The organism is Kitasatospora sp. NPDC056800, from assembly GCF_042789775.1.
Classification (GTDB): domain Bacteria; phylum Actinomycetota; class Actinomycetes; order Streptomycetales; family Streptomycetaceae; genus Kitasatospora.
The window spans coordinates 30218-57194 of sequence record NZ_JBHUAL010000028.1; the positions used below are offsets into that span (position 1 = coordinate 30218).

Consider the following 26977-nt stretch of genomic DNA (forward strand, 5'->3'; position numbering starts at 1 on the left):
CGGACACGTCCGCCGAAGCGGTGGCGGACGCCCTGTGGCTCGCCGCCGCGGGGCCAGTGGAGGAGGACCCGGCACGACCGGTGCCGACCGCCCCACCGACGACGACACCCCCCGTATGGGCCGGGGCCGAAGGCCGCGCCGCCCCCCGCGGCCTCCCTCGTCCGGACGGCCCGGCACAGGCCGGCCCCGCGCCCGAACCCGGAGTCCCGTTGTACGAGGACCTGCCGATCGGTCCCGCCCCTGCGGGCCGGCCGGTCCGGGTCGCGGCCGCCCGCACGCTGCCGCACGCCCTGGAACTCGGCCGCGCGTTGCGCCCGTTCAAGCGCCGCCACCCGCGCGGGGCCCGGCAGGCCCTGGACATGGGCGCGACGCTGCGCGAGTACGCCCGCACCGGGGAATTCGTCCCCGTCCTGGGACCGATGCCGGAACCCTGGTTCGACGTCGTCGTGCTGGTGGACGCCCACCCGACCATGGAGGTGTGGGGCGGGACGCTGGACGACTTCGTCTCCCTGCTCGAAGGCAGCGGCGCGTTCCACGCCATCCGGCGACTGCGGCTGACGACCGGCGGCGACCCGGTGGTGATCACCGACGCCCGCGGCAGGACCGTCCCGCACGGACGGGTGACCGCACCGGGCCGCCGACGACTGGTCCTGGTCCTCTCCGACTGCGCGGCCCCGGGCTGGCGCGAACCCGCCGTGTGGCAGCTGCTGCGCCGCTGGGGGGCCGGCCACCAGGTGGTCCTGCTCAACCCGCTGCCCACCCGCCTGTGGAACGGCACCGCCCTCGACCTGCCCGCGGTGCGGGTCCGGCACCGCGAACCGGCCGCCCGCAACACCGAGCTCTCCTACGACCTGCCGCTGGTGGTGGGCGCCCTCTTCGGCACCGACCCCGGCTGGCTCCCGCTGCCGACCCTGGCCCTGACACCCCGCTCGATCCGCCACTGGGCAGACGGCGTCATGCGCGGGGCCACCGCGGGTTACGAGGCCGTGCTCGTCCCCGCCTCCGGACTCCTCGCCTCCCCGTTCGCGCACCACGCGCAGCCGGACCCCGATCCCGCCGGGCAGGCGGCCGTCTTCCTCCACACCGCCGCACCAGCGGCGAAGCGGCTGGCCGCGCTCAGCAGCCCGTTCAGCCGACTCAGCCTCCCCCTCCTGCACCTGATCCGCCAGGCGGCGGTGCCCGAGGCCACCGTCAGCGACCTCGCCGAGTTACTGACGAGCGGCCTCCTGGACGTCCGTACAGCGGAAGCCGGACCCGCCCTGCTGACCTACCGGGACAGTGCCCGTGCCGTCCTGGCGGCACACCTCACCCGCCACGACGCCCGGATCGTCCAGGCCGCCCTGTCCCGGCACATCGCCGCCCGGAGCCCGCTCGGCTCGGGCCGGGGGCTGGCGGCGATCGCAGTCCAGGACGTCCGGGCCCTGCCGCCGGACCTGCGGCCGTTCGCACACGCATCGAACGAGATGCTGGCGCTGCTGGACGGCGAGCGGCGGCCAGCGGCCGCGGTGTCCGATGCCCGACCGCCGCTCCCGGCCGAGCCGATGCCAGCGGACGGGCCGATGCCGACGGAGGAGGACAACGAGCCGGACTTCCCCGACCCGCGGCGGAGTGCGGCGCTGTTCATCGGCGTGGACAACTACCGGACGCTGCCTCCGGTTCCGGCCGCCCACCAGGCTGTCCTGGAGATGCGCGCCCTGCTGACCTCGGAGAGCAGTTGGAACCTGAGTCCCGAGCACTGCCGGGTGCTGCTCAACCCGGAGTCGGTGGAGGAAGTCCTGAGGGCCGTCCGGGACGCCGGCAGGCTGGCCGAGGACGCCCTGTTGGTCTACTTCGTGGGGCACTGCGCACTGGAACAGGAGATCTACCACCACCTGATGCTGGACGACACGACGAGCCTGTCGGTCGATCGGCTCGGCGATGCCGACGTCCTCGGAGCGGTCCGGCAGGCCGTGTTCGTCCTCGACCTGTTCGGTCGTCCCACCGGGGACAGCCGACTGCCCCTGATGCAGCGCACGGTGCAGACCGGCAAGGACGTCCAGGTGCTGATGTGCCACGGGGAACACGCCGCGACGAGCACCGATCGGCTTCCCCGTGCCCTGACCGAGCTGGCTTCGACAGGGGTGCGGAACGCCCCCGAACTGCTGAGCATCGGTGACATCGCCGGTGTCCTCCGCGGGCACCGTCCGGTGGAGCACGATTTCCTCGGAATCGACCACCGCTCCACCATCGCCCTCCTCCGCAACCCCCAGGCGCCCGGATTCGTCGAGCCCGCGTTGCGCGGGATCTTCGACGAGGTCTGCCTGGCGATCCGGGGCCTGTTGGTGGCGCTCTACCCCGCGCGGGTCTTCGACGAGGTCCACCGCGTCCTCCTCGCGCTGATCACGTTCACGCACGGCCACACGGCTTCCTCCGTGCAAGCGCTGGAGGCCGACCTCCGCGCCTTCCTGGCGCCCGGGCTCAGCTTGGTCCAGGGCACGCGTCGCGACCACGCCGACCTGTACTGCCTGGTGCCCGGCGGTACCGTCCGGCTACCGGTCAATCTGCGCACGGTGCATCGCCGTCGCGGGCTATCGCCACTGGACATCATGGTCACCAAAAGCGTCGGAGCCCCCATCGAGGTCACCATCGTCCTCGACCGGTCCCGAGGCACCAGGGATGCCGGCCTGTTCAACCTCTCCCCCAGGATCGGCTTGGTCGGCGGAGGCGATCCGACGACCACCCTGGTGCTGCGGATGCCGTTCGAGGACCTCGATTCCGAGACGGAGCCGACGCTGGAAACGTCACTCCGCGAAGCCCTGGCCAACGCCTGCGAGGACCTGCTGGGCGGAACCCTCAACGTCAACGAGCACCACGGATGGACAGTCCCCCACGTGCTGGGCGCGGACGAGGCCACCATCGCGTCTGTGGAACTCGACGACTCGACCGTCGAGTGGAACGTCACGGAGAGCTACGAGCACGGGACGGTCCTGGCCGAGGTGCGGGTCGCCGCCGATGTCATCCTGGAGGCGTTCGTCTTCAAGTCCGACCTGTACATCATGGACGCGGTCACGGTGCTGGACCCGGACGTCAACGACCATATGGCGGAGGTGGCCGTCGCGGTCCGAATGGAGCTGGTCTACCAGGCCCAGATCGACGGGCCCGACCACCAGATCCGGCTGGAGATGGACGACCTGACGGTCATCAGATAGTCTCCTGCGCCACCCACCCGCCCCTCGTGCGCCTGCTGTGCGCCGGTGGTTCTGTGGAACGCTTCCGGGACAGACCAGGCGAGTTGGGGAGTTTGCATGCAGCACGGGCACACCGATCCGTCGCTCTACCGTTCGGCCGCCGAGGCGATCGCCGCCCCGCCGGAGAGGCTGGCGTACGTGGCCGGGTTCGACCGGTCGGGGCGGCGGCCGGACGCGTTGCTGAGCGTCGACACCGATCCGGACTCGGCCAGCTACGGGAAGGTCCTGAACTTCGCCGAACTCCCCACGCTCGGCGACGAGTTGCACCACTTCGGCTGGAACGCCTGCTCCAGCGCCCTCGCCCACGCGTGCCACGAGAACCCGGAGCGGCGCTACCTGCTGCTGCCCGGGCTGCGCTCCTCCCGGCTGCACGTCATGGACACCTACCCCGACCCGGTCCGCCCGCGGCTGGTCAAGACGGTGGAGGCGAAGGAGCTCGCCGCCAAGGCGGGCTACTCGCGCCCGCACACCCTGCACTGCGGCCCCGACGGCGTCTTCCTGTCCTGCCTGGGCGGCGCCGAGGGCAACGACGGCCCGGGCGGGGTGGCGCTGCTCGACCACACCACCTTCGAGGTGCTGCGCGCCTGGGAGACCGAGCGCGGGCCGCAGCACTTCGCCTACGACGTCTGGTGGCACCTGGGCACCAACGTGGGCATCACCAGCGAGTGGGGCACCCCGTCGATGGTCGAGGGCGGGGTGGTGCCGGAGCTCCTGCTCGGGCGCAAGTACGGCCACGCGCTGCACTTCTGGGAGCTGGACTCCGGCCGCCACCTCCAGCGGGTGGACCTCGGCGACCAGTACCAGATGGTGCTGGAGCTGCGCCCGGCGCACGACCCGCAGGCGGAGTGGGGGTTCGCCGGGGTGGTCACCAACGTCGAGGACCTGTCCTCCTCGGTCTGGCTCTGGTACCGGGACGGGCCGGCGTTCACCGCGCGCAAGGTGATCGAGATCCCCGCCGAGCCGGCCGCGGCCGAGGACCTGCCGCCCGCGCTGCGGCCGTTCGGCGCGGTGCCGCCGCTGGTCACCGACATCAACCTGTCGGTGGACGACCGCTGGCTGTACGTGTCGGCCTGGGGCACCGGCGAGCTGTTCCAGTACGACGTCTCGGACCCGTTCCACCCCCGGCTGGCCGGCTCGGTGCGGCTCGGCGGGATCACCGCCCGCACCCCGCACCCGGCCGAGCCCGGCCGTCCGCTGAGCGGGGCGCCGCAGATGGTGGAGATCAGCCGGGACGGCCGGCGGGTCTACCTCACCAACTCGCTCTACGGCGCCTGGGACGACCAGTTCTACCCGGACGGCATCGAGCCCTGGATGGTCAAGCTGGACGCCGACCCGGAGGCCGGCGGGCTGAGCGTCGACGAGCGCTTCTTCCCGCACGGCGCCGACTTCCGGGGCCTGCGCGTCCACCAGACCCACCTGGCGGGCGGCGACGCCTCCTCCGACTCCTACTGCTTCCGCTGAGCGGTCGTCATCAGCTGAGCCGACCCGACCGGACGGGCGGGCGTCACCGGTCAGGCGGGCGTCACCGGAACAGCGCCTGGTCGAACCGCACCTGCGCCGACGGCAGCCCCGCCGCCGTCAGCCGGGTGCGGACGGAGCCGACCATGCCGGCCGGCCCGGTGACGCAGGCCAGGTGCTCGCGCCAGTCCCCGGCCGTCGCGACGGCGTCCGCGAGTTCGCCGACGGTGACCGGGGTGACGGTCAACCACGGCTTGTGCAGGCCGAGTTCGGACAGCGACTGCCAGTCGTAGAGGTCCCGGCGGTCCCGGGCGCCGACGAACAGGTGGACCCGGCGGCCGGTCGGCCGGTGGGCGGTCTGCTGCTCGATGATCGCCTTCATCGGGGCGAGGCCGGTGCCGCCCGCGACCAGCAGCAGGTCGCGGGCGTCGCCGTCGGGCAGCAGGCTGCCGCGCGGCGGGCCGAGGCGCAGCCGGTCGCCGATGCCGGTGTGCTCGACCAGGGCGGCGCTGACCCCGCCGGGGGCGGTGCGGCGGACGTGGAACTCCAGCTCGTTGTCGGCGCGCGGGGCGCAGCCCATCGAGTACTGCCGCCAGGTGTGCGGCAGCGCCGGGTGCTCGACGGTGCCGTACTGCCCGGCCCGGTACGGGTACGGTTCGCCGGTGCGCACCCGCAGCACGGCGAGGTCGGGGCGGCGGCGCTCGTGGCCGGTCACCACGGCGTGCCAGTACGGGGGTTCGGTGAGCGCGGAGTCGGCGCCGGCCACCATCGCGCCGACGGCGAAGCGCAGCATCCGCACCCAGGCGCCCTCCAGCTCCTCCGTCCAGCGCTCGCCGGCCCGGTGCCGGACGGCCGCGCACAGGGCCTCCTCGAAGGCCTCGTAGTGCACCGGCCGGACGCCCAGTTTCCGGTGGTCGCGGCCGAGTTGGCGGAGCGTCTGCTCCAGTTCGACCGGGCGGTCGAGGTGGTCGATCAGGTGGTGGAAGATCCGTTCCAGGTGGAGCTGCTGGAACTCCATCGAGGCGGGGAAGAGCGGTCGCAGGTACGGGCGGTGGCTGAACATCACCGCGTAGAGGTGGTCGATCAGGTCCGCGAGCGGGGAGATCAGGTCGAGGTCGCGCCGGATGACGTGCTGGTCCGCGGCGCCGTCGTAGCCGCCCTCCTCCCCGTACGCGTTGCACCCGAGGTCGCCGCCGGCCGAGGTGGAGGGGGCGAGGAGTTGGCGTCGCAGGCGCATCGCGTGATGGCGGGCGATCAGGCGGTCGTACTCGGCGGTGGCGGTGGCGGTGGCGGTGCCAGTGCTCATGCTGCTGCTGTTGTCCATGTCCCGCCCAGTGAACTGCCGGGCCGCCGGACACGAGAAGGGCCGATCGCCCCGGAGAGACCCGGGACCAACGACCCCTTGCGGTGGTACGTCCGGACCGGGACGCTTTTCGGCCACCGCGCGCACGCACCCCCACCGCGCACGGGCCCCATCGCGCGCACGCACCCCCGGAACGGGCGGGCAGGACGGAAGGGTGCCCCGCGCCCCGGTGCTCTCCTACCACCAGGACCCGGGGCACCGCCGTCGTCAGACCCCTGCCCGGCGCGCCTCCCGGCGCTCCAGCCGCCGCTGCCGGCCCTGGCGCAGCGGCTGGTCGGGCAGCCACCCGAAGGTGAGACAGGCACCGACCACCCCGAGCAGCATCCCGATCACGAAGCCGCCCAGGTTGGAGGTGACCCAGCTGGCCAGCGAGGCCAGCACGGCGAGGATGGAGTAGAACAGCCGCTGCGCCGGATTGAACAGGATCAGCAGGCCGCACAGCAGCATCACCGCGGGCACCAGGTACCCGGCCAGCCCCTGCATCCCGATGTGCAGGATGACGGGCAGCGGGGCCTTCAGGGTGAACAGGACCTCGGCGCCGCCGAGTGTCACCAGCAGCCCGCCCCAGAACGGTCGCCGGCCCCGCCAGTCGCGTGTGACCGGGCGTGCGGCGGGCTCGGCGACGGGGGCCGCCACGGCCTGGGCGGGCGCGGCCGCCGTCCCCTCGGCGGCCACCCCCTCGGCCCGTGCCGCGGTGCCCTCGCCGGTGCCGGCCGGCTCCGGTACGGACTCCGCCATGCTCAGCAGCCCGTGGAGCTGAAGCTCAGCCGCAGGTTCGGCAGTTTGAACCCGACGGCGGTGCTCGCGTAGTTGTGCTGGTTCAGGTGGGTCAGCGTGACGTGGTCGGCCTGCTGGCCGAACACGCCGGGGTTGCCCTTCCCGACCGGGCCGGCCTTGGTGTACGTGCTGGCGTCGCCGCCGATCTCGATGTTCTTGAACTCCGCGTCGCCGGACAGCATGTCGGAGTCGGTGGTGAGGTCGGAGGCGGTGACGGGGGTGACGCCGTCGCCCGCGTGGATCACCAGGTTGATGCCGCCGAGGTCGACGCTCTGGCACAGGTTGGTGATCTCGGCCTTCTTGATCGCCGACACCGCGACCAGCACCTGGCCGCCGGTGGAGCCCGCGTTGGGGCTGTCGGGGATCATCGAGTCCAGCGAGCCGAACTGGGCGAAGCCCTCGCCGTCCAGCTTGTCGGCGGTGATGGTGAACGGCATGCCGGAGATGGAGAACTGGGCGGCGAGCACGCCCTGGGCGGTGAGCGCCATCAGGACGCCACCGGCCGCGATGGCCGGTACGGCCATCAGGGCGCTGCGCTTCAGCCGGACCCGTCCTCTTCTCGGCCCGCTCGGCGTCTGCGGGGTCTCGGCCGCCGTGGCGGCGTCCTCGGACATGGCCATGTGTGTGCTCCCTGTGGGTGGAATGGGTGTGCAGGCACTTGGCACGTTGTCCTGGCGCGGACAGCGTTCCCCGGCCCGACCGGGCTGTCCGCCCCTCGGCAGCGGGGCGGACCGGTCGGCGCCGGTAGGTAACTGGGAAGCTACTGCCCGGTATTGGCCGGGTCAATACAGGTGCACGAAGGATCTTCACCAATCCGCGACCCGCTTCGGCCAGTCCCGCACCCCCAGCCGCTCGGCCGCTTCCGCCGGGCCGAGGAAGGGCGAAAGGCAGAACAGGCTCAACAGCGGCAGGAGCTCCAGTAGTTGTTCGGTCCGGCCGGAGTCGATCCGCCGGTAGATCGCGCTGTAGACGCCGCCGACCACGGCGTCCACCATCTCCTTCGACCCGACCCCGCACGGAAGTTGGGGCACCTCTGCGAAGAACGAGCGGAACCTGGTCAGCAGTTGGGCCCGCTCCCGGCGGCCGGCCGGACCGACCGCCTCGATCTCGATCACCGCCATCGTGGCGAACGCCGGTGTCCCCGCCAGCAATTGCAGCATCACGCCGAGCGCCTTCCGGATGCCCCGGCACCAGTCGGATTCGGCCGCGAAGGCCGCCGCCATCCGCCGGATCACCACGCCGGTGCCGTGCCGGTGCGCGGCCAGGAAGGCGTCCTCCTTGCCGTTGAACAGCTCGTAGAAGACCGGCCTGGTCACGCCCGCCGCGCGGCAGATGTCGCTGATCGTCGCGTGCTGGTAGCCGCGCTCGGCGACGGTCCGCACCAGCCCGTCCAGGAGTCGATCGCGCTGGGTCGCGGCGACCACGCCGGCGGGCAGCCGGCGCGGGCCCGGCTTGATCGAGCGGGCCGGATCGCGGCCGGTCCGGGCACCCGGCAGCAGGACCACGTCGGCTCCGCGGAGGTGTTTCCGATCCATCACCAACTCCTGTGTCCTGTATTGACATTGATGGAACACCGGGTTTACAACACTGACAGGTTTCCAACCGGTGGGCCAGCAGGCGCCCACCGGCCGGACCTCCGGGGGCTCCGCGGACCGGGGCGAAAGCCCGGGCCACGGGACCACGGCGGGGACGGGACCGCGACGGTGGCAGTCGTCGAGGGCCCCGACGGCACCGCACGTCCCCGACCGAACGGCGCGGTGCCGCGGTGTTCCACGCCGCCGTCCGTACGCAAGGCCACACGCAAGGCCACATGCAAGGCCGCACCGCAGCTCCACCGCACCGCAGTTCCACCGCACCGCCGTACGCCCACCCTCGCGTACGTCCGCACCGCCGTACCGCACGGACGGGCCCGTGGCGCCGGGCCCGCCCGCCCTCGGCATGGGCCGAGGCATCCGGTGTGAAGACCGGAGCGCGGCCCGGAGCGCGACCCGGGGAACGGTACGACGTCTCCGGTGCGAAGCCTCCGGCACCCGTCACGCCCCTCCCCCGTCGTGCACACCACCACACCCGCACGCCGGGTTTCCCCCACCCCCGTCCACCGGACGGAGAGAGGTACCCTCATGCGCATCAGCCGCACCCTCGCCACCGCCGCCCTGGCCGCACTCGCCCTCACCGGCGCGGCCGTGACCCCCGCCCAGGCCGCCGGCGCGGTCCTGACCACCGGAAGTCCGAGCGGCCCGGACGTCGCCGTCGGCGACGTGCTGACCGCCAACCTGGTCTCCGGCACCACCGCGAACTTCAACAACAGCGCCACCGGGTCGACCGGCGTCAAGTGTGCCGCCTCCTCCTTCTCGGCGACCGTCACCGCCAACCCGGCCGCGCCGGGCAGCGCCGTCGAGCGGCTCGACACCCAGACCTTCGGCTCCTGCACCTCCAACGTCATCGGTGTCACCGGCGTCAAGAGCGTCACGGTCACCAGCCTGCCGTTCACCAACACGGTCAGCGACGCCCCTGGCAACCCGGTCAAGCTCACCCCCGGCGCGGCCGGCGTGATGGGCACCACCGTGGTGCTCAACACCATCCTGGGCAGCATCAGCTGCAACTACCAGAACAGCACCGGGATCAACGGCACCACCTCGAACACCGGCAACACCATCGGTTTCGCCGGCCAGCCGTTCGCCCTGGTGTCCGGGCCGAGCCTGTGCTTCTCGACGGGCTACTTCAGCGCCACCTACGGCCCGGTCCTCGACAGCTCCGTCGCCGGCAGCCCGGCGCTCTTCGTCAACTGACGCCGGGCCCCCGCGGCCCGTCCTGACGACGGCGGCGTACGGCACCCTCACCGGGCCGTACGCCGCTGCACCGGACCCGTCCCCGAACCGGAACGCCCGCCCCCGACCCCGGACGCCCGCCCCCGAGACAGCGAAGTGACCGGCCGGTAGGGTGGCGCCGCACGGAGACGGCGAACCGGAACGGGGCAGGCGGATGAGCGACGACGGCGGGCACGGCACGGGCTTCTTCACCTCGGTGGCGGACGCCGCCGAGCAGTTGGCCGCCACCGGCTACCTGGCCTCCACCTCCGTGGCCACCACCGTCTTCCTCGCCGACCGGCTCGGCAAGCCGCTGCTGGTCGAGGGCCCGGCCGGGGTCGGCAAGACCGAACTCGCCAAGGCGGTGGCCGCGATCGGCCGCGCCCGGCTGGTCCGGCTCCAGTGCTACGAGGGCATCGACGAGGCCCGCGCGCTCTACGAGTGGAACCACGCCAAGCAGCTGCTGCGGATCACCGCCGGCCGCGACGAGGGCTGGCAGGAGGCCCGCACCGACATCTTCGGCGAGGAGTTCCTGCTCGCCCGCCCGCTGCTCACCGCGATCCGCGGCGAGGAGCCGACCGTGCTGCTGATCGACGAGATGGACAAGGCCGACGTCGAGGTGGAGGCGCTGCTGCTGGAGGTGCTCAGCGACTTCCAGGTCACCGTCCCCGAGCTGGGCACCATCACCGCCGAACGCCGCCCCTTCGTGCTGCTCACCTCGAACGCCACCCGCGAGCTCTCCGAGGCGCTGCGCCGCCGCTGCCTCTTCCTCCACCTCGACTACCCCGAGGCCGAGTTGGAGCGCCGCATCGTCCGGCTCAAGGTGCCCGGCCTGGACGAGACGCTGGCCGAGTCGCTGGTCCGGGTGGTCGGCGCGCTGCGCGCGATGGAGCTGCGCAAGGCCCCGTCCGTCGCCGAGACCATCGACTGGGCCCGCACCCTGCTGGCGCTCGGCGCCGCCACCCTGGACGAGACGGTCGTCCGGGACACCCTCGGCGTGATCCTCAAGCACCAGGACGACGTCCGCAAGGCCGCCCAGAAGCTCACCCTCGCATGACGACGCCCCGGGAGGCCGACACCGCCGCCCGCCTCACCGGCCTGGTCCGCGCCCTGCGCGGGCACGGCCTGCGGATCGGCCCGGCCGAGACGGTGGACGCCGCCGCCGTCCTGGACGTCCTCGGCTTCGCCGACCGCGAGCAGATGCGGGCCGGCCTGGCCGCCGCCCTGCTCCGCTCGGAGGCCCAACGGACCGTCTACGACGCCGCCTTCGACCTGTTCTTCCCGCTCGGTGTCGGCACCCCGGAGGCCGTCCGGGCCGACCCGCCGCCCGTCCCCGACGACCCCGAACCGCCGCGCTTCGGCCGCCCCGACCCGCTGCGCGAGCAGCTGCGCGAGCGCCTCGCCGCCGCGCTGGCCGCCGACGACCGCGCCGCCCAGGCCCGGCTGGCCGGCGAGCTGATCGAGGCCTTCGGCCGGTACGGCACCGGAGGCTCCCCCGGCAGCGGGGGCTCCCCCGGCTCCGGCGGCTGGTCCGCCCAGCAGGCGCTCGGCCGGCTCGCCCCCGAGACGCTGCTCGCCCGCGTCCTCGCCGCCCTGCGCGAGCGGCCCGGCGACCAGGGCCCCGCCGACCGGGACCTCTCCGACCGGGTGCTCGCCGACGAGATCCGCCGCCGCATCCGGGACTTCCGCGCGATGGCCGCCGGCGAGGCCCGCCGCCGGGTCTCCGAGCTGCGCGGCCCCGAGCGGATCGCCGAACGCGCCGTCGCCCCCACCGCCGACCGGGTCGACTTCCTCTACGCCGGCCGCGACCAGCTCGCCGAACTGCGCCGCACCGTCCACCCGTTGGCCCGCAAGCTGGCCACCCGGCTGGCCACCCGGCGCCGGCGCGCCGCCCGCGGCGAGATCGACCTGCGCCGCACCCTGCGCCGCTCGCTGGGCACCGGCGGGGTGCCGCTGCGCCCCGCGTACCGGCGGCGCCGCCCGGCCCGCCCGGAGCTGGTGCTGCTGTGCGACGTCTCCGGCTCGGTGGCGGGCTTCGCCGACTTCACCATGCTGCTGGTGCAGGCGATGGGCGAACAGTTCAGCAAGGTCCGGGTGTTCGCCTTCGTCAACCGCACCGCCGAGGTGACCGGCCTGCTGCGCGGCGGCGACGACCCGGCACGCCTGGCCGCCCGGATCCTCGCCGAGGCCGAGGTCACGGGCTACCACGGCAACAGCGACTACGGCTCCGCACTCGGGGAGTTCGCCGAGCGGCACCTGGACGCCGTCGGCCCGCGCACCTGCGTCCTGGTCCTCGGCGACGCCAGGAACAACCACCGCGACCCCAACCCGGACGCGCTGCGCCGGATCGCCGCCCGGGCCCGCCGGGTGTTCTGGCTCAACCCCGAACAGCCCTCGCTCTGGCCGACCGGCGACTCCGCCGCCCTCGTCTACGCGGGCGTGGTGGAGATGCACTCCTGCCGCAACGCCCGCCGCCTCGGCGAGCTGATCGCCCGCCTCCTGCCGGTCTGACACCGGGCGCGGCCCCCGAGGCCGCGCCCGGTGCTCCCGCCGGCTACTTGTCCAGGTGCGCCAGGAAGTCCAGCAGAGCCTCGGTGACCTCGGCCGGGCGCTCCTGCTGCGTCCAGTGGCCGGTGTCCGGCAGCCGGACGTGCCGGTGCAGCCGGGGCGTCAGGTGCGTCAGCAGGTACTGGACCGCCTCCGGGGCGATCATCGCGTTCACCAGGTCCCGCTCGCCGACCACGAACAGCGCGGGCACGTCGATCCGCTGGCCGACGAACGCCGTCATCAGCTCGCTGTTCCGGTCGATGTTGCGGTACCAGTTGAGGCCCCCGGTGAAGGCGTTCTCGCCGTGCCGGGCGTAGTCGGCGGCGAACACGTCGAGATCCTCGTCGGTGAGCCAGTCCGGCAGGCTCTCCGGCTCCGGGACGGTGTCCAGCAGCTTCTTTCCCTCGGGGACGATCCACGGTCGCGGCTCGCCGTCGGGCTGGATGCCGCAGAGGATGCGGCGCAGGCTGGACTTGACGTCGGCCGCCAGCTCGGCGTCGGCGCGGCCCGGCTCCTGGAAGTAGATCTGATAGAAGCCCTCGCCGAAGTTCTCCCGGGCCGCAGACAGGGTGCCGGGCCCGGCCGGCAGCGGCGGCACGCTCAGCCCGGCCACTCCGCGCACCAGGTCCGGCCGCAGCGCCGCGGCGGCCCAGGCCACCGGCGCGCCCCAGTCGTGCCCGACCACGACGGCCTTCTCCTCGCCGAGCGCGGCGATCAGCGCCGTCACGTCGCCGACCAGGTGCAGCAGGGTGTAGGCGTCGATCCGCTCGGGCTGCTCGCTGCGGGCGTACCCGCGCTGGTCCGGCGCGACGACCCGGTAGCCGGCCTCGGCGAGCGGCGCGAACTGGTGGCGCCAGGAGTACCAGCTCTCCGGGAAGCCGTGCAGCAGCAGGACCAGCGGCCCCTCGCCCTGCTCCGCGTAGTGCAGCCGTACGCCGTTCACCACGACCTCGCCGTGCTTGATCGCGTCGTTCAACTCGCAACTCCCCATCCGGTGACAACATCCGGTGACAACATCCGGTGACAACATCCGTTCACTCCCGACCCTGCCCAGTCGGCCGCCCCCGGAACCCCGGCCGCCGAACGCGGCCGAGGCCGCCCCGGAACCCCGGGACGGCCTCGGCCTGACGTCGGCTGACGTGGCGTCAGTTCACGGTGTAGCTGTACGGGATCGCCGCGAGCACCGAACCGGTGGTGTTCAGGGCGTTGTTGGCGGTGGCCACGCCGGTCGGGCCGGACACCAGGTACAGCACGCCCTTGACGGTGCTGCCCTTCGGGCCGGTCGGGGTCAGCGTCACCTGGAGCGTGCCGGTGGCGCCGGGGGCGACGGTCACCGGGGTGGCGGCCGCGGCCGAGGCGTTCACCGAGGCGGCGTACGGGTCACCGGTGCTGGAGGTCAGCGCCGGGTCGAAGGCCTGGGTGTGCGCGGTGGCCGTGATGGTGGAGGTGCCGGCCGGCGCGCCGCCGGTGCCGAACGGGCCGATCTGCTGGACGAAGGTGCTCCAGGTGCCGGGGACGACCGGCTGCTCGGCGGTGCCGTTGTCGGTGACGACCGAGACGGTGGAGCCGTCCTGGGCCTTCTTCAGGTCGCCGAACAGGTCCGGCGAGCCCGTGGTGGCACTCAGCTCGATCTGCGCCGGCGTCGAGGACGCCGCCACGGCCTTGAGCCGGTCGGTGCCCGGCGGCACCAGGAAGGACGGCACCGCGGAGCTGAGGCTCAGCGGCAGGGTGACGGTCGCCGAGGTGCCCTGCGGCACCAGCGGCACGTCCACCCGGCGGTCCAGCCGGCCGTCGGCCGCGATCCGCTGGGTCGCGACGGTGTTGTTGGTGTAGTTCACCTGGACGGTGACCGGCTTGCCGGCCGCCAGCTTCGTGTGGGCGTCGTTGGGCAGGCCGGCCGCGGTGGCCTGGTTCTGGTTGAACGCGATGGTGCCGGTGAAGTCCTGGGCGAGCTCCTGGCCGCTGACCGGGCCGAGCACGTTCAGGACGAACCGCCAGCGGCCGGCGGCCGGGTTGACGGCGGTGGCCGAGACGCCGTTGCCGGTGCCCGCCAGGTTGCCCTGGGCGTCGAACTGCCCGTTGCCCTCGATGTCGACCGGGGTGCCGTTCGGGCTGATCAGCGCGCCCTGCATGAGCAGCTTCGGGTCCTTGCCGACGGTCAGTCCGACCCGCAGGTCCTTCTGGCCCTTCGGGACGTCGAAGGCGTACGAGAAGCTCTGCGTCGGCGAGGCGCTGCGGCCGTTGCCGCCGGTGATGGTGCCGGTGAAGGTGCCCTTGCCCTGGTTGACCGGGACGAGGCTGCGCAGCACGACCGGGACGCTGGTGGTGTTGCCGTTGGAGCCGGAGACCAGGACGGCCTCGCTGGAGTCGCCGCTGGTGGCCGGGGTGGTGAGCTGGACCTTGAGGGTCTTGGTCTGGCCCGGCTTCAGGTCGGTGGTGCCGGGGCTCACGGCGCCGGCCGGCACCGCGCGCTGGGTGGCGGTGCCGAGCTCGACGGCGCCGTTGTAGCCGGCCTGACCGGCCGGGGTGTAGAGGACGGCGGTCCACTCGCCGGCCACCGGGTGCGGGACGTCCACCAGGCCGAAGTCGGCCGGGGTGGCGCCGCCCTGCGGACGGGTGTTGGTCTCGAAGCGGCCCGAGGGGTCGAGCAGCGTCATCCGGACCACCGGCCCGTTGGTGACCGGGTTGGGCGCGCCCTGCCAGGCGATCGAGGCCGCGAGGCGGTCGGCGCCGGCCGGGACGGTGAACTTGACCTGCTTCTGCACCCAGTCCGCGCCGTTGGTCGCGTACTTGAAGGTGTCCTTCGAGGACGGGTCCAGCTGGACGGTCTGCCGGTTGCTCGACTGCGGCGCGAAGCCGCGGGTCGTGGCGCTCACCGTCTGGGTGCTGTCACTGGTGTTGGTGACGGACACGTCGGCGGTGTGGGTCGAGCCGGGGGCGCCGGCGATGTCGACCTGGCCGGTGTTGACCACGACGGTCTTCGCACCGTCGGTGCCATCCCCGTCGTCGTAGCCGCGGGCGGCCTCGACGGCGGCGCGGACGTTCAGCAGGCCGGCGCCCTGCTCCTCGGCCGGCACGCCGAGGTCGGTGGCGGTGCCGGTGAGGAACTTCTTCACCAGCGCCGGGGCGGGCGAGTCGCCGCCGTGGGTGTCGCGGTAGGCCTGGATGACCAGGGCCGCGGCGCCGGTGACGAACGGGGCCGACTGGCTGGTGCCGCCGAACGGCTGGATCGGCGAGGGCTGCCCGTTGTAGCCCGTGCAGTCCGTGTACTTGCTGGTGTCGGGCGTGCACAGCGCCCAGTCCGACTCGCCCGGCGCGACCAGGTCGACGGTCCGGCCGGCCTGGGTGAAGCCGCCCGAGGAGAGCGCGGAGATGCGGCTGTTGCTCCAGGTCTTGTTGGAGAACTGGGAGGCCGCGTAACCGGTCTGCTGGTAGTTCTGGTTGTCCGTCGAGGCGCCGACCGCGATCACGGACGGGTCGGTGGCCGGGGTGCCGATCGTGCCGCTGAGGCCGGCGTCACCGGTGGAGACCGCGACGGTGACACCGGCCTTGACGGCCTGCTCGTTGAAGAGCGAGATGGTGTCGTGCGCGCCGCTGTCCGGGGTGACGTTGCCGCCGAAGGACTCGTTCAGCACGTCCACGTGGGCGACCCGCACCGCGTAGTCGATCGACTGGAGGATCGACGAGTTGGACATCATCTCGCCGCCGGCCTTCAGCGCGACCAGGTCGGCGTCCGGAGCGAGGCCGCGGATGCGGATGTTGCAGCCGGCCGGGAGCGGGTGCGAGGAGTTGACGAACTTGGAGACGTCGTAGACCTGGCGGCCCTGGGCGATGACCGCCGAGGCGTCGCCGAAGGCCTCGGCCGCGCCGGTCGGCGCGTCCCAGCCGTCGCCCGCGAAGTCCTGGTAGTCGACCACGGCGTGCGAGCCATCGGCCCGGATGAAGTCCGGGTTGTTCGGGTCGAGGCCGTCCGCGATGTAGGCGACCTTGACGCCCTTGCCGGTGGCGAGGTCCTCAACGCCGGGCTTGCCGTTGCCGGTGACGGCCCGGGTCGAGTAGAGGCCCTCGGGCTCCAGCAGCGGCTTGGCCGGGTCGGCGGGGCAGACCGTGTTGGTCGCGTTCTCCTCCGCCCCCTGGCCGTTACTGCCCGAAACGGCCTGCGGAGCGGCGTCGGCCTTGGGCGCCTTGGCGGCGGCGGTGTCCTTGGCCGCCTTCGCCTTGGCGGCGGCCGGCGGGGCGACCTGGACCTGGGCGTCCGCCACCACGGAGGAGACGGCCGGGTCGGCCTGGAGCTGGGCCCGCAGGGCGGGGCTGACCGTGGCCGAGAAGGCGTTGCCGACCACGAAACTCTTGATATCGGTGCCGCCGCCGGCCTTGACCTTGTTCAGCAGCGGCGCCTGTGCGTCGGCGGTCTTCTGCTGCCGGGCGCCGAGGTGGCCGTGGTCGGCCGGGGCGTCCGCGATCTGGTCCTTCATGATGACGATCACCGGCACCGGGGACCCGTCCGTGGACGCCGCCTGGGCGTTCTGCGGTTCGGGGGCCGGGGCCGCGGTCGCGATGGTCCCGAGGCTCAGGACCATGGACGCGGCGGTCACCGTGACGGCGGCCGCTAGCTGGGTTTTCCGCCAGCCGATCATATAAATCCTCTCGTCAGATGGACAGCTGACGCATTCCAACGCACCTGAGAGGATCACGACAAGGGGGTAAATCCCCATCAGAAAGTAAAGTTGACCATCAATCAGTAAAATTCGGAGAGGAAATCGGGTCGAATCCGCATCTTTCAGCCGATCGGCCCTTACCGGATCCGGACGGCCGGCACGGGAGAGCCCCGGCGGACTCCCTTCCCACGCCGCCGCCCGGCGAAACGGCCGCCACGGCGCCCGGGCGCCCCGCGACGGGAGCCGCCACGGGACGCCCGGCCCGGCCTCAGGCGCCGGCCAGCCGCTCCTGAGCGTCCGCCAGGTCCTCGGCGGTGGGCGCGTCGTCCTGGGTCAGCCGGTGGCGCCAGTAGCCGGTGAAGTCGATGTCCTCCTTCGGCACCCCCTGCTCCTCGATCAGGAGCCGGCGGACCTCCCGGACCGCCCCCGCCTCCCCGGCCAGCCAGACGAAGGGCTCACCCCCGGGCAGCACGCCGTCCCGGAACGCCTCGGTCAGCACGGTGCCCGGGGCCGCGCCGTCGCGGTACAGCCACTCCACCTCCAGCTCGGCGCGGCTCTCCAGCTCCTGGCGTTCCGCCTGGTCGGCGACCTCGATCCACACGTACGCCCGCACCCCCTCGGGCAGCACCCCGAGCAGCGTCGCGAGCGCCGGCAGCGCGGTCTCGTCGCCCGCCAGCAGCACCCAGTCGGCCTCCGTGGCGGCCTCGACGAAGGGAACCCGCGGGGCGTACAGGGCGGAGGGGCCGACCATCCCGAGCCGGTCCCCCGGCGCGGCCCGCTCCGCCCAGGCGGCGGCCGGGCCGGAGTCCCCGTGCAGCACGAAGTCGATCTCGACCAGCCGGGCGCCGGGCCGCCGGCCGCGCAGGGTGAAGCTGCGCAGCAGCGGGCGCTCGGCCTCCGGGATCGCCAGGTAGGCCTGGTACCAGCCCATCGGGTCGTCCTGCCGGGCGGGCAGCACCGGCTCGCGCTGCCCGGGGCGCGGGAAGCAGAGCTTCAGCTGCTGGTCCGGGGCGGTCCCGACGGCGTCGGGGAGTTCCTCGGCGGCGAAGGTGATCCGGGCGGTGCGCGGTGTGATCCGGCGGACCTCGACGACCTCGACGAAGGTGACGGGCAATGTCATCGCGAAACCCCTTCGATTGGTAACCTTACGGCATAAAGAGTTGCCGTCGGAGCGATACTTTACGCCATAAGGAGATGTCGGATGACCGTCTACGCCGGACAGGGCGACGCCCACCGCGCGCTCGCCCTGCTCTGGGGCGCGCCCGAGGAGCCGCGCGCCGGGCGCAGCGGCCCCAAGCCGGGCCTGAGCGTCGACGCGATCGTGTCCGCCGGAATCGCGGTGGCCGACGCCGAGGGCATGGCCGCGCTGTCGATGCGCGCCGTGGGCGAACGGCTCGGCCGCACCGCGATGGCGCTCTACACCTATGTGCCCGGCAAGGCCGAACTGCTCGACCTGATGCACGACCGGGCGCTCGCCGAACTCGCCACCGAACCCCCCTCGGGAGTTCCCGCCGAATTCCCCGGCGGACTCCCGGTGGCCGACACCTGGCGGGAAGCCGTCACCGCCTGGGCCGAGGCCCTGTACGCCTGCTACCTGCGCCACCCCTGGGTACTCCAGGTCTCGCAAGCCCGCCCGGTCCTCGGCCCCGCCGAACTCGCCGCGATGGAGGCGCTGTTGCGCGCACTGCGGCCGGCCGGCCTGGCACCGGCGCGGCTGCGCGGGGCGGTCGCCGCGCTCTGGCAGTTCGTCCGCGGCCTGGCCGCCACCACCGCCGACGCGCGCGGCGCGGCCGCCGCCACCGGGATCGCCGACGAGGACTGGTGGGCCACCCGCTCCGCCCGACTCGCCGAGCTGGCACCGGACTTCGCGGAACGCTTCCCCCTGCTCGTCGCCCTGCAGAGCACCGGCGGCGGCGCCCCCGAGGACGGCCACCGGGAGGCCTTCCGCGCCGGGCTCGCCGTCCTGCTCGACGGCATCGCGGCGGGGGCGCCCTCAGACGATCAGGGCGTGCGCTGACCGTGCCGGGCGCGTTCCAGCCCTGCCGCGCATCCGCTAACCGTGCCGGGCGGCGGGGAGCGCCAGCAGGACACCCAGCACCACCAGGGTGGAGTACCCGGCGATCTCGTGGCCGGCCGGCACCAGGACCCGGACGAAGCCGAACAGCCGGAAGCCCTCGATCCAGGTGGACAGCAGGCCGGAGGCGCCGCCGACGATCAACACGGAGCCGAGGTAGCCGAGCAGGGTCTTCATGCTCCCGAGCCTAGGAATCCGGCCCTCCGCCGGACATCCGACTTTCGGTGCGGGCCGACGCCACCAAAGTCGTCCCTTCCGCGCGGCTCCGACCCGGCTCCGGACGGTTCCTCACCGCCCGGCCCGGCTCCGGACGGCCCGGCCCGACTCCGGACGGCTCCGGACGGCTCAGCCCGGCTCCGGACGGAGCAGCAGGCCCGGCGGCCCGGCGGCGGCGCGGGTACGTTCGCCGTGTGTTCCCCACCCGCACACCCCTGAAGTCGCCCTCCGCCGCCGTGACCGCGGCCGGAGCCGCCGCCTGCGCCGTCCTGGTCCTCGCCGTCACCGCCCCGGCCTCCCTCGCCCAGGACTCCGTCCCCGCCGTCGGCGGGGAGCGGCTCGGCCACCCGGCCGTCCAGGTCGCGCCGCTGGCCGGGGCGCCCGCGCTGCCGTCCGACCTGACCGGCCGCTCCTGGCTGGTCGCCGACGCGGCCACCGGCGAGGTGCTCGCCGCCCGCGACGCCCACCTGCCGCTGCCCCCGGCCAGCACCCTCAAGATGCTGTTCGCGGACACCGTGCTGCCCAAGCTCGACCGCACCACCGAGCACAAGGTCACCACGACCGAGCTCGCCAGCCTCGGCGCCGGCAGCAGCCTGGTCGGAGTCAAGGAGAACCTGCCCTACCGGGTCGAGGACCTCTGGCGGGGCGTCTTCCTCAGCTCCGGCAACGACGCCGTCCACGTCCTCGCCCACATGAACGGCGGCATCCAGCAGACCGTCACCGAGATGCAGGAGCGCGCCCGGGCGCTCCAGGCCCGCGACACCAAGGTCGTCTCCCCCGACGGCTACGACATGGACGGCCAGGTCTCCTCCGCCTACGACCTCACGCTCTTCGCCCGGGCCGGGCTGCGCAACGCCGACTTCCGCTCCTACTGCGCCACCCGCACCGCGCGCTTCCCCGGCGGACTGGACAAGCTCACCGGCCAGCGCACCAGCTTCGACATCGCCAACACCGACCGGCTGCTCGGCAAGTACCCCGGCCTGATCGGCGTCAAGAACGGCTACACCACCAACGCGGGCGCCACCTTCACCGGCGCCGCCGAACGCGACGGCCGCACCCTGCTGGTCACGGTGATGCACCCGGACGCGCAGGGCAGGGTCTACGACGAGGCCGCCAGCCTGCTCGACTGGGGCTTCGCGGCCGCCGGGAAGGTCCAGCCGGTCGGCAAGCTGGTCGACGACACCGCCGCCCCCGCCCCCGCCGGGCCGTCCGCCGCCGCTGGCGGGGCCGAGGCCGGCGAGCAGCTGCCGCCCTGGTCCCGTCCGCCGCTGACCAGCGGCTCCGGCTCGGGCCTCGCCCCCGCCGTCTGGACCGCCGCCGTCCTCGCCACCGCCCTCGCCGCCTGGGCCACCGCCCGCGTCACCGCCCGCCGCCGCACCGCGTCCGCCGCGTCCGCCGCGGCGTACGACGGGGGCGGGGCGACCGCCGTCGGGGGCGCCACCGGCGCCACCGGCGTCGGCGGCCACGGCCGGCACCGCCTCACCCGCCGCGCCCGCACCCTGCTCCGCACCGCCCGGACCGGCGGGCCTCCCCGTACCACCCGCGGGCCCCGCGGGACCACACCCGACTGACCGGCGAGGACGGACGGCCGTGGAACTCTGGCTGCTGAACCACTTCTCCACCACCGAGCTCACGTTCCTGGTCGTCGGCGGCTTCGTCGTCCTGGCCGTGGCCTGCAGCCTCCTCACCACCCGCCGCTTCCCCGCCCTCACCGGTGGCGAGAACAACGACATGGTCGGCGTGGTGCTCGGCATGTTCGGGGCGATCTACGGCATCATCCTCGCCTTCGTCATCGTCAACCTGTGGACCGAGCTCCAGGACACCCAGAAGGTGGTCTCCACCGAGGCGACGTCGATCTCCCAGATCGCCCGCGACGCCAAGGCCTTCCCGCCCGACGTCCAGACCGCCGTGAACGCCTCGATCCACGACTACGTGCACGCCGTGGTCGAGCAGCAGTGGCCGCTGATGAGGGCCGGCCGCGGCGACTTCACAGTGACGGCCGCCAAGGTGGACCGGATGTACCAGGTGCTGCGCGAGTACGAGCCCCAGTCCCAGTCCGAACAGGCCTTCTACACCGAGGCGTTGGGCAGCCTCAACGACGCGGTCGGGCAGCGCCGGGACCGGATCAACGAGAGCCGCAACGAACTGCCGGTCCTGCTCCAGGTGCTGATCGTGGGCGGCGCGCTGGTGATCCTCGCGCTGACCCTGCTGTACGGGCTGCGCAGCCCGAAGGTGCGGCTGCTGTTCGTCGGCTCGGTGGCCGCGCTGATCGGGTTCAGCCTGCTGCTGGTCCTGGTACTGGACCGGCCCTTCGCCGGGGACCTCAGCGTGAGCCCGACGCCCTTCAAGGAGAGCGCGCTGGCGCAGTTCTGGTGACCGCCCGTCTCCGCTGCCCGGGATGGTGCCCGGGGCCCTCTAGACTTCCGGCCATGACCACGCCCGACCCCTCCGCCGCGGACCGGCTCGCCCGGATCGTCCAGCTCTCCTCCGGGAGCTACCTGCTCGTCACCACGTACAGGAAGGACGGCACCGCCGTGCCGACCCCGGTGTGGGTGGTGCGCGACGGGGAGGCGCTCGGGGTCTGGACCGTCGCGGACTCCTGGAAGGTCAAGCGGATCCGCAACCGCGCCGACGTGCTGGTCGGCCCGTGCGACGTCAAGGGCCGCCCGACCGGCGAGCAGTACCCCGCCACCGCCGAGCTCCTCGGCCCCGAGCGCACCGCCGCCTACCGCACCCTGCTGCGCCAGAAGTACGGCCTGCTCGGCGTGCTCACCCTGCTCGGCAGCCGGCTGCGGCGCGGCGAGCGCGGCACCGTCGGCATCCGGATCACGCTGACGGACTGAGCGCTGACGGACCGGGCTACGGGTGCGGGCCGGCCAGTGCGCTGGGCAGCCCGACGAACCCCGACTCCGGCCCGAACCGCTCCTCCAGCCCGTCCGCCAGGGCGGTCAGCGCGGCCGCGCCGTCGCCGTGGAAGGACGAGCCGTGCATCACCGCCAGGGTGCGCGGGCGCAGCTCGGCCAGGGAGCGCAGCGCGGTCGCGGCGGCCGTCAGGCAGGAGGTCTGGCGGAACAGCCCCTCGGATTCCAGGGCCGATTCGACCAGGTCGGCGTCGGTGACGGCGGGCCCGTTGCCGAGGTGGGTGAACAGGTCGCCGCAGAACAGGGTGCGGGTCTGCTCCTCGAACAGCACCCGCGCCTCCCAGCCGTGCGGCACGTGCGCGGTGTTGATGTTGCGCACCCGGCGGCGCACCTGGCGCCCGCCGAGGTCCAGCACCTCGCCGTCGTCCATCGGCACCGGCGGGCGGTCGGCCAGGTCGTTCAGCGAGACCAGGCAGCCGAGCGTGTTGTGCGCGACCCGCGCGTGCGGGGCCGCGGCGAGGAACTCGTTCATCGCCCCGCACTCGTCCGCCTCGACGTGGCCGAAGGTCACCCACCGCAGCCGCTCCACCGGCAGCACCCGGCCGACCGCCTCGGACACCGCCGGGAACAGCGAGCGCATCCCGGTGTGGAAGATCAGCGGCTCCTCGGCGTCGACCAGGAACTGGTTGAAGGTGAACCCGGCGGGCGGGGCGATCTCCGGGACGAAGGTCGAGATCCGGTAGATGCGTTCGGCGATCTCGTCGATGCGTGTGTCCATGGGCCCGTTGCCTACCCGAGCCGCCCGGGGCCGGCGCTCAGGCGGCACCGGACATGCCGCCCGCGTCGCCGGTTCGGCCGAGCGGCGCGGCTCCGACCGGTCGCCGCGGAACCCGCCCGGGCGGCGTGGCAGGCTGGCGGCCATGGACGAGAACGAGGCCGGACCGCTCCCGCTGCTGGTGGTGGACGGCGCGAACGTGGTCGGATCGGTGCCGGACGGCTGGTGGCGCGACCGGCGGGGCGCCGCCGAGCGGCTGCGGGACGCGCTGGTGGCCGTCGCCGAACGGGGCGTGCCGGAGCACCCCGGCCCGTTGGAGGTGGTGCTGGTCGTCGAGGGCGCGGCCCGGGGGGTGGACGGCGTGCCCGGAGTACGGGTGGTGGCGGCGAGCGGCAGCGGCGACGACCGGATCGTGGAGCTGGTCCGGGCCGAGAAGACCCGAGACCCCGCCCGCACCTGCCTGGTCGCCACCGCCGACCGCGAACTGCGGGCCCGGGTCGGCGTGTCGGGTGCCACCGCCATCGGGCCGCGCAGCGTTCGGCCGTAGCCCTGCGATATGTCTAGTCGGCCTGGGTGGCGTACATGCCCCAGTGGATCGACGGGTCCGAGGTGTGCGCGGTGAACAGCAGGTCCCGGCCCGGGCGGGCGGGGACCTCCACCGAGCCGACGCCGGTGGAGTCGACCGGGCACTGGACCGTGAAGTCGACCGGCGCCGCGCCGCCGATGTGCACGTCCACCGAGCCGCCGCCCCGGCAGCCGAGCGTGAACGTGAACGGCTGCGACGGGTTCACCGAGGCCGTCACGGCGCCGCCGTCGCCGATCCAGTCCGGTATCCAGATCAGCCCCTCCGGCCCCGGGTGCGGCAGGATCTCGCCCGTCCCCGGCTGGCCGGGAACCGCGGCGGGCGCCTCGGCCCCGCTCCCGGCCGGCTGCGCCACCGCCGTCCCGGCGAGGGCGAGCACCGCCCCCACCGCCCCGGCCACCGCCGCGAAGCCGTGCTTCCCCGTACGCTTCATCGCTGGTTCCCCCTTCGGTGTTCCTCGGTCCGCACGCCCGGTGTTCGGCGTGCGGAGCAAACCTACGACGCCCCACTGACAAGGGACACCCGCCGGGGCGCCGCCCGGCGGAGCGGCCTGGCACCGCCGGTTCGGGAACGTACGGGAACCGGTTCCGGAACGTACGGGAACCAACCGCGTCGCCCGTCCGACTGCTGGGGGGTGAGTGCGAAGTCGCCGGGAGTCCGGCCGTTGAGTGTGCTGGCGGGGTTCGTCCTGCTGCTGGTGGTGGTGTTCGTGGTGGCCTACGGGGTGGGGCGCCAGGTCGGCCCGGTCGCGCCCGGGTTGCGGCCCGGTAGCGGGGGCGGCGCGTCGCCCGGGATGGACGGGCACGGCATGGGCGGGATGCGGTGAGCGCCGTCGCCGAGCCCGTGGTCGCCACCGATCTGGCGGTCGGCGGGATGACCTGCGCGGCGTGCGTGGGCCGGGTGGAGAAGCGGCTGGCCCGGATCGACGGGGTGACGGCCGGGGTGAACCTGGCGACCGGACGGGCCCGGGTGCTGCACCCGGCCGGGGTGCCGGTCGCGGAGCTGGTGGCGGCGGTCGAGCGGGCGGGCTACACCGCCGAGCCGCTGCCCGCGGGGGCGCCGGTCGGGGTGGCGGCGGAGGAGCCGGACGAGCGGTGGCGGCTGCTGGTCACCGCCCTGCTGGCCGTCCCGGTGCTGGTGCTGTCGATGGTGCCGTCGGCGCAGTTCACCGCCTGGCAGTGGGTCTGCTTCGCGCTCGCCGTCCCGGTGGTGACCTGGGGGTCGGCCGGGTTCCACCTCCGCGCCCTGCGGGGGCTGCGGCACGCGGCGGCGACCATGGACACCCTGGTCAGCCTGGGTGTGGTGGCCTCCTTCGGCTGGTCCGCGTACGCGCTGTTCCTCGGCGGGGCGGGCGATCCGGACATGCGGATGCCCTTCTCGCTGACCGCCGACGGCGGCGGCACCGCGCACGTGTACCTGGAGGCGGCGGTCGGCGTACCGCTGTTCGTGCTGGCCGGGCGGCTGCTGGAGGGCCGGGTGCGGCGGCGCAGCGGGTCCGCGCTGCGGTCGCTGGCCGAGCTGGGCGCCAAGCAGGTGTGCCTGCGGGGGGCGGACGGCGAGGAGCGCCTGGTGCCGATCGAACTGCTGCTGCCCGGGCAGGAGTTCGTGGTGCGGCCGGGCGAACGGGTGGCCACCGACGGGGTGGTGGTCGACGGGGGTTCGGCACTCGACCTGAGCCTGCTGACCGGGGAGAGCGTGCCGGTCGAGGTCGGCCCCGGGGACCGGGTGGCGGGCGCGACGGTGAACGTGGGCGGCGCCCTGGTGGTGCGGGCCACGGCGGTCGGCGCGGACACCCAACTGGCCCGGATCACCGCGCTGGTGGCGGAGGCCCAGGCCGGCAAGGCGCGGGCGCAGCGGCTGGCGGACGCGGTGGCCGGGGTGTTCGTGCCCTGCGTGCTGGCGGTCGCGGCGAGCGTGCTGGGCTTCTGGCTGGGCGCGGGCGCGGCCCCGCAGGCGGCGGTGACGGCGGCGGTCGCGGTGCTGGTGGTGGCCTGCCCGTGCGCGCTCGGGCTGGCCACGCCGACGGCGCTGCTGGCGGCGACCGGGCGGGGAGCGGAGCTGGGCGTGCTGGTGCGCGGCCCGGAGGTGCTGGAGAGCCTGCGCCGGGTGGACACGGTGGTGATGGACAAGACCGGGACGCTGACCACCGGCCGGATGGAACTGACCGCCGTCATCACCGCGGACGGTCCCACGCAGGACGAGGCCCTGCGATTGGCCGGCGCGGTCGAGCACCGCTCCGAACACCCGATCGGCCGGGCCGTCGCGGCGGCGGCCCGCGAGCGCTGCGGGCCGCTGCCGGCCGTGACCGGCTTCGCGGCCGCCACCGGGCTCGGGGTGTCCGGGACGGTCGAGGGCCGGGCCGTCCGGGTCGGGCGGCCGGACGACGCCGCGCTGCCGCTGGCCCTGGCCGAGGCGGTGGCGCAGGCCGGGGAGGCGGGCCGCACGGCCGTCGTGGTCGAGCTGGACGAGCGGCCGGCGGCCGTCCTGGCGGTCGGCGACACGGTGCGCTCGGGGAGCTGGCGGGCCCTGCACCGGCTGCGCGGACTGGGCCTGGAGACCGTACTGCTGACCGGGGACGGCCCCGGCGCCGCCCGGGCGGTGGCCGCCGAGCTGGGCATCGAGCGGGTGCACTCCTCGGCCTCCCCCGAGCGCAAGGCCGAGGTGGTGGCCGAACTGCGCGCCGCCGGACGGACGGTCGCGGTGGTCGGCGACGGCGTCAACGACGCGGTGGCACTGGCCTCGGCGGACCTCGGGGTGGCGCTGGCCTCCGGCAGCGACGCCGCGATCGGCGCGGCCGGGCTGACCCTGGTGCGCGGCGACATCGAGGCGGTGGTGGACGCCGTACGGCTGGCCCGGCAGACCCTGGCGACCATCCGGGCCAACCTGCTCTGGGCCTTCGGCTACAACCTGGTGCTGATCCCGCTGGCCGCGGTCGGACTGCTCAACCCGATGCTGGCGGCGGTCGCCATGTCGCTCAGCTCGCTGCTCGTGGTGGGCAACAGCCTGCGGCTGCGCACCTGGGAACCGGGGCGGGGACAGCGCAGGGGCCAGGGACAGGGGCAGGGACGGGGACAGCGCAAGGGAGGACGACGGTGAAGGCCTGGCAGCGTCTCGGGGCGGTCGGCCCGCCGGTCGGCGCGGCGGCGCTGGCCCTGGCCCTGCTCACCGGGTGGACGGCGTTCGGCGGGGCCGGCCGTGACCGCCCGGTGGAGGCCGGACCGGGCTGGGTGCTGCTGCCGACGGCCGGCGCGGCCTCCGCCACGGCGGCCTTCTTCACGATCCGCAACCCGGGCGACATACCGGACGAACTGACCGGTGCCAGCTGGGAGTTCGGCGGCCGGATCACCCTGAAGCGGCACCTGCACCAGGGCGCGGCGGGCCGCTGGGAGCCGGCCCCGGCGCTGCCGGTGCCGGGCCGCGGCGAGCTGCGGATGACCCCGGAGGACGCGGACCTGATGATCGCCGACCCGCCGCCGCTGCGGGCCGGCCAGTGGGTGGAGTTCACCCTCACCTTCCGGCACAGCCCGCCGCTGCGGCTCGCCGCCCAGGTGCTGCCGGCGGCCGAACGGCCGCGCTGAACGGGCGCGCTGAAAACGTCAGGGCGTGTCCCGCGGACCGGAAGGATCCGCGG

The 26977-nt window shown here is 74.0% G+C and carries 23 protein-coding genes; 13 read left to right on the top strand and 10 right to left on the bottom strand.

Annotated elements, in window-relative coordinates:
* Positions 1-20 precede the first annotated feature (20 nt).
* Complete coding sequence (locus tag ACFRQN_RS09535; protein ID WP_380739477.1) at positions 21-3188, top strand: SAV_2336 N-terminal domain-related protein; 3168 nt, start codon at positions 21-23, stop codon at positions 3186-3188.
* A gap of 96 nt (positions 3189-3284) precedes the next feature.
* Complete coding sequence (locus ACFRQN_RS09540; RefSeq protein WP_049650674.1) at positions 3285-4688, top strand: selenium-binding protein SBP56-related protein; 1404 nt, start codon at positions 3285-3287, stop codon at positions 4686-4688.
* Positions 4689-4749: 61 nt separating this feature from the next.
* Here the strand turns inward: ACFRQN_RS09540 and ACFRQN_RS09545 are convergent, their stop codons facing one another.
* The 4 genes from ACFRQN_RS09545 to ACFRQN_RS09560 form a co-directional block, all read right to left on the bottom strand.
* Positions 4750-5991, bottom strand: coding sequence for a globin domain-containing protein (locus ACFRQN_RS09545; protein WP_380739446.1), 1242 nt, complete (start codon positions 5989-5991; stop codon positions 4750-4752).
* 264 nt (positions 5992-6255) lie between these two features.
* Entirely contained in the window at positions 6256-6786 is a 531-nt protein-coding gene (locus tag ACFRQN_RS09550) for a DUF6114 domain-containing protein (RefSeq protein ID WP_241852985.1), read from the bottom strand.
* 2 nt (positions 6787-6788) lie between these two features.
* Positions 6789-7445, bottom strand: a complete 657-nt coding sequence (locus tag ACFRQN_RS09555) for a DUF6230 family protein (RefSeq protein WP_380739448.1) — start codon at positions 7443-7445, stop codon at positions 6789-6791.
* Positions 7446-7631: 186 nt separating this feature from the next.
* Complete coding sequence (locus tag ACFRQN_RS09560) at positions 7632-8360, bottom strand: TetR/AcrR family transcriptional regulator (RefSeq protein WP_380739450.1); 729 nt, start codon at positions 8358-8360, stop codon at positions 7632-7634.
* 585 nt (positions 8361-8945) lie between these two features.
* On the opposite strand from ACFRQN_RS09560, the gene ACFRQN_RS09565 reads away from it, so the two are divergent.
* From ACFRQN_RS09565 to ACFRQN_RS09575, 3 genes are all read left to right on the top strand, one after another.
* Positions 8946-9614: a hypothetical protein gene (locus ACFRQN_RS09565; protein ID WP_049650670.1), complete on the top strand. Its 669-nt coding sequence runs from the start codon at positions 8946-8948 to the stop codon at positions 9612-9614.
* A gap of 193 nt (positions 9615-9807) precedes the next feature.
* On the top strand, positions 9808-10689 hold the full coding sequence (locus tag ACFRQN_RS09570; RefSeq protein WP_380739452.1) for an AAA family ATPase: 882 nt from the start codon (positions 9808-9810) through the stop codon (positions 10687-10689).
* Positions 10686-12143: a VWA domain-containing protein gene (locus ACFRQN_RS09575; RefSeq protein WP_380739454.1), complete on the top strand. Its 1458-nt coding sequence runs from the start codon at positions 10686-10688 to the stop codon at positions 12141-12143. The genes ACFRQN_RS09570 and ACFRQN_RS09575 overlap by 4 nt, the downstream gene beginning before the upstream one ends.
* 43 nt (positions 12144-12186) lie before the next feature.
* Here ACFRQN_RS09575 and ACFRQN_RS09580 read toward each other — a convergent pair whose 3' ends face one another.
* From ACFRQN_RS09580 to ACFRQN_RS09590, 3 genes are all read right to left on the bottom strand, one after another.
* On the bottom strand, positions 12187-13155 hold the full coding sequence (locus ACFRQN_RS09580; RefSeq protein ID WP_380739456.1) for an alpha/beta fold hydrolase: 969 nt from the start codon (positions 13153-13155) through the stop codon (positions 12187-12189).
* Positions 13156-13324: 169 nt separating this feature from the next.
* On the bottom strand, positions 13325-16759 hold the full coding sequence (locus ACFRQN_RS09585) for a S8 family serine peptidase (protein WP_380739458.1): 3435 nt from the start codon (positions 16757-16759) through the stop codon (positions 13325-13327).
* A gap of 346 nt (positions 16760-17105) precedes the next feature.
* The gene (locus tag ACFRQN_RS09590; RefSeq protein WP_380739460.1) at positions 17106-17957 is read right to left on the bottom strand and encodes a siderophore-interacting protein; all 852 of its coding nucleotides are present in this window, start codon (positions 17955-17957) and stop codon (positions 17106-17108) included.
* 81 nt (positions 17958-18038) lie between these two features.
* Here ACFRQN_RS09590 and ACFRQN_RS09595 point away from each other — a divergent pair, with 81 nt between their 5' ends.
* On the top strand, positions 18039-18854 hold the full coding sequence (locus ACFRQN_RS09595; RefSeq protein ID WP_380739462.1) for a TetR/AcrR family transcriptional regulator: 816 nt from the start codon (positions 18039-18041) through the stop codon (positions 18852-18854).
* Between the two features lie 36 nt (positions 18855-18890).
* Here the strand turns inward: ACFRQN_RS09595 and ACFRQN_RS09600 are convergent, their stop codons facing one another.
* Positions 18891-19088: a hypothetical protein gene (locus ACFRQN_RS09600; RefSeq protein WP_049660802.1), complete on the bottom strand. Its 198-nt coding sequence runs from the start codon at positions 19086-19088 to the stop codon at positions 18891-18893.
* 233 nt (positions 19089-19321) lie between these two features.
* Here ACFRQN_RS09600 and ACFRQN_RS09605 point away from each other — a divergent pair, with 233 nt between their 5' ends.
* The 3 genes from ACFRQN_RS09605 to ACFRQN_RS09615 are packed head-to-tail and all read left to right on the top strand — an operon-like array spanning position 19322 to position 21970.
* Positions 19322-20698 carry a D-alanyl-D-alanine carboxypeptidase family protein gene (locus tag ACFRQN_RS09605; protein ID WP_380739464.1) on the top strand — a complete coding sequence of 459 codons (1377 nt, stop codon included), beginning with the start codon at positions 19322-19324 and terminating at the stop codon, positions 20696-20698.
* Between the two features lie 19 nt (positions 20699-20717).
* Entirely contained in the window at positions 20718-21503 is a 786-nt protein-coding gene (locus tag ACFRQN_RS09610; protein WP_380739466.1) for a DUF4239 domain-containing protein, read from the top strand.
* Positions 21504-21556: 53 nt separating this feature from the next.
* Positions 21557-21970, top strand: coding sequence for a PPOX class F420-dependent oxidoreductase (locus tag ACFRQN_RS09615; RefSeq protein WP_117486643.1), 414 nt, complete (start codon positions 21557-21559; stop codon positions 21968-21970).
* Positions 21971-21986: 16 nt separating this feature from the next.
* On the opposite strand, the gene ACFRQN_RS09620 is transcribed toward ACFRQN_RS09615, so the two are convergent.
* Entirely contained in the window at positions 21987-22766 is a 780-nt protein-coding gene (locus ACFRQN_RS09620; protein WP_375873666.1) for an MBL fold metallo-hydrolase, read from the bottom strand.
* A 142-nt stretch (positions 22767-22908) separates the two neighbouring features.
* On the opposite strand from ACFRQN_RS09620, the gene ACFRQN_RS09625 reads away from it, so the two are divergent.
* Positions 22909-23310: an NTP pyrophosphohydrolase gene (locus ACFRQN_RS09625; protein WP_117486644.1), complete on the top strand. Its 402-nt coding sequence runs from the start codon at positions 22909-22911 to the stop codon at positions 23308-23310.
* Between the two features lie 13 nt (positions 23311-23323).
* Here ACFRQN_RS09625 and ACFRQN_RS09630 read toward each other — a convergent pair whose 3' ends face one another.
* On the bottom strand, positions 23324-23779 hold the full coding sequence (locus ACFRQN_RS09630) for a hypothetical protein (RefSeq protein WP_074003709.1): 456 nt from the start codon (positions 23777-23779) through the stop codon (positions 23324-23326).
* A gap of 231 nt (positions 23780-24010) precedes the next feature.
* Here ACFRQN_RS09630 and ACFRQN_RS09635 point away from each other — a divergent pair, with 231 nt between their 5' ends.
* Genes ACFRQN_RS09635 through ACFRQN_RS09645 form a run of 3 tightly spaced genes read left to right on the top strand, consistent with a single transcriptional unit; the run spans position 24011 to position 26924 of the window.
* Entirely contained in the window at positions 24011-24172 is a 162-nt protein-coding gene (locus tag ACFRQN_RS09635; protein WP_158077736.1) for a hypothetical protein, read from the top strand.
* Positions 24169-26442 carry a heavy metal translocating P-type ATPase gene (locus tag ACFRQN_RS09640; RefSeq protein ID WP_380739469.1) on the top strand — a complete coding sequence of 758 codons (2274 nt, stop codon included), beginning with the start codon at positions 24169-24171 and terminating at the stop codon, positions 26440-26442. Before ACFRQN_RS09635 ends, ACFRQN_RS09640 begins: the two co-directional genes overlap by 4 nt.
* A complete protein-coding gene (locus ACFRQN_RS09645) occupies positions 26439-26924 on the top strand; it encodes a copper chaperone PCu(A)C (protein ID WP_380739471.1) in 486 nt (161 codons plus the stop codon). The genes ACFRQN_RS09640 and ACFRQN_RS09645 overlap by 4 nt, the downstream gene beginning before the upstream one ends.
* The last annotated feature ends 53 nt before the right edge of the window (positions 26925-26977 follow it).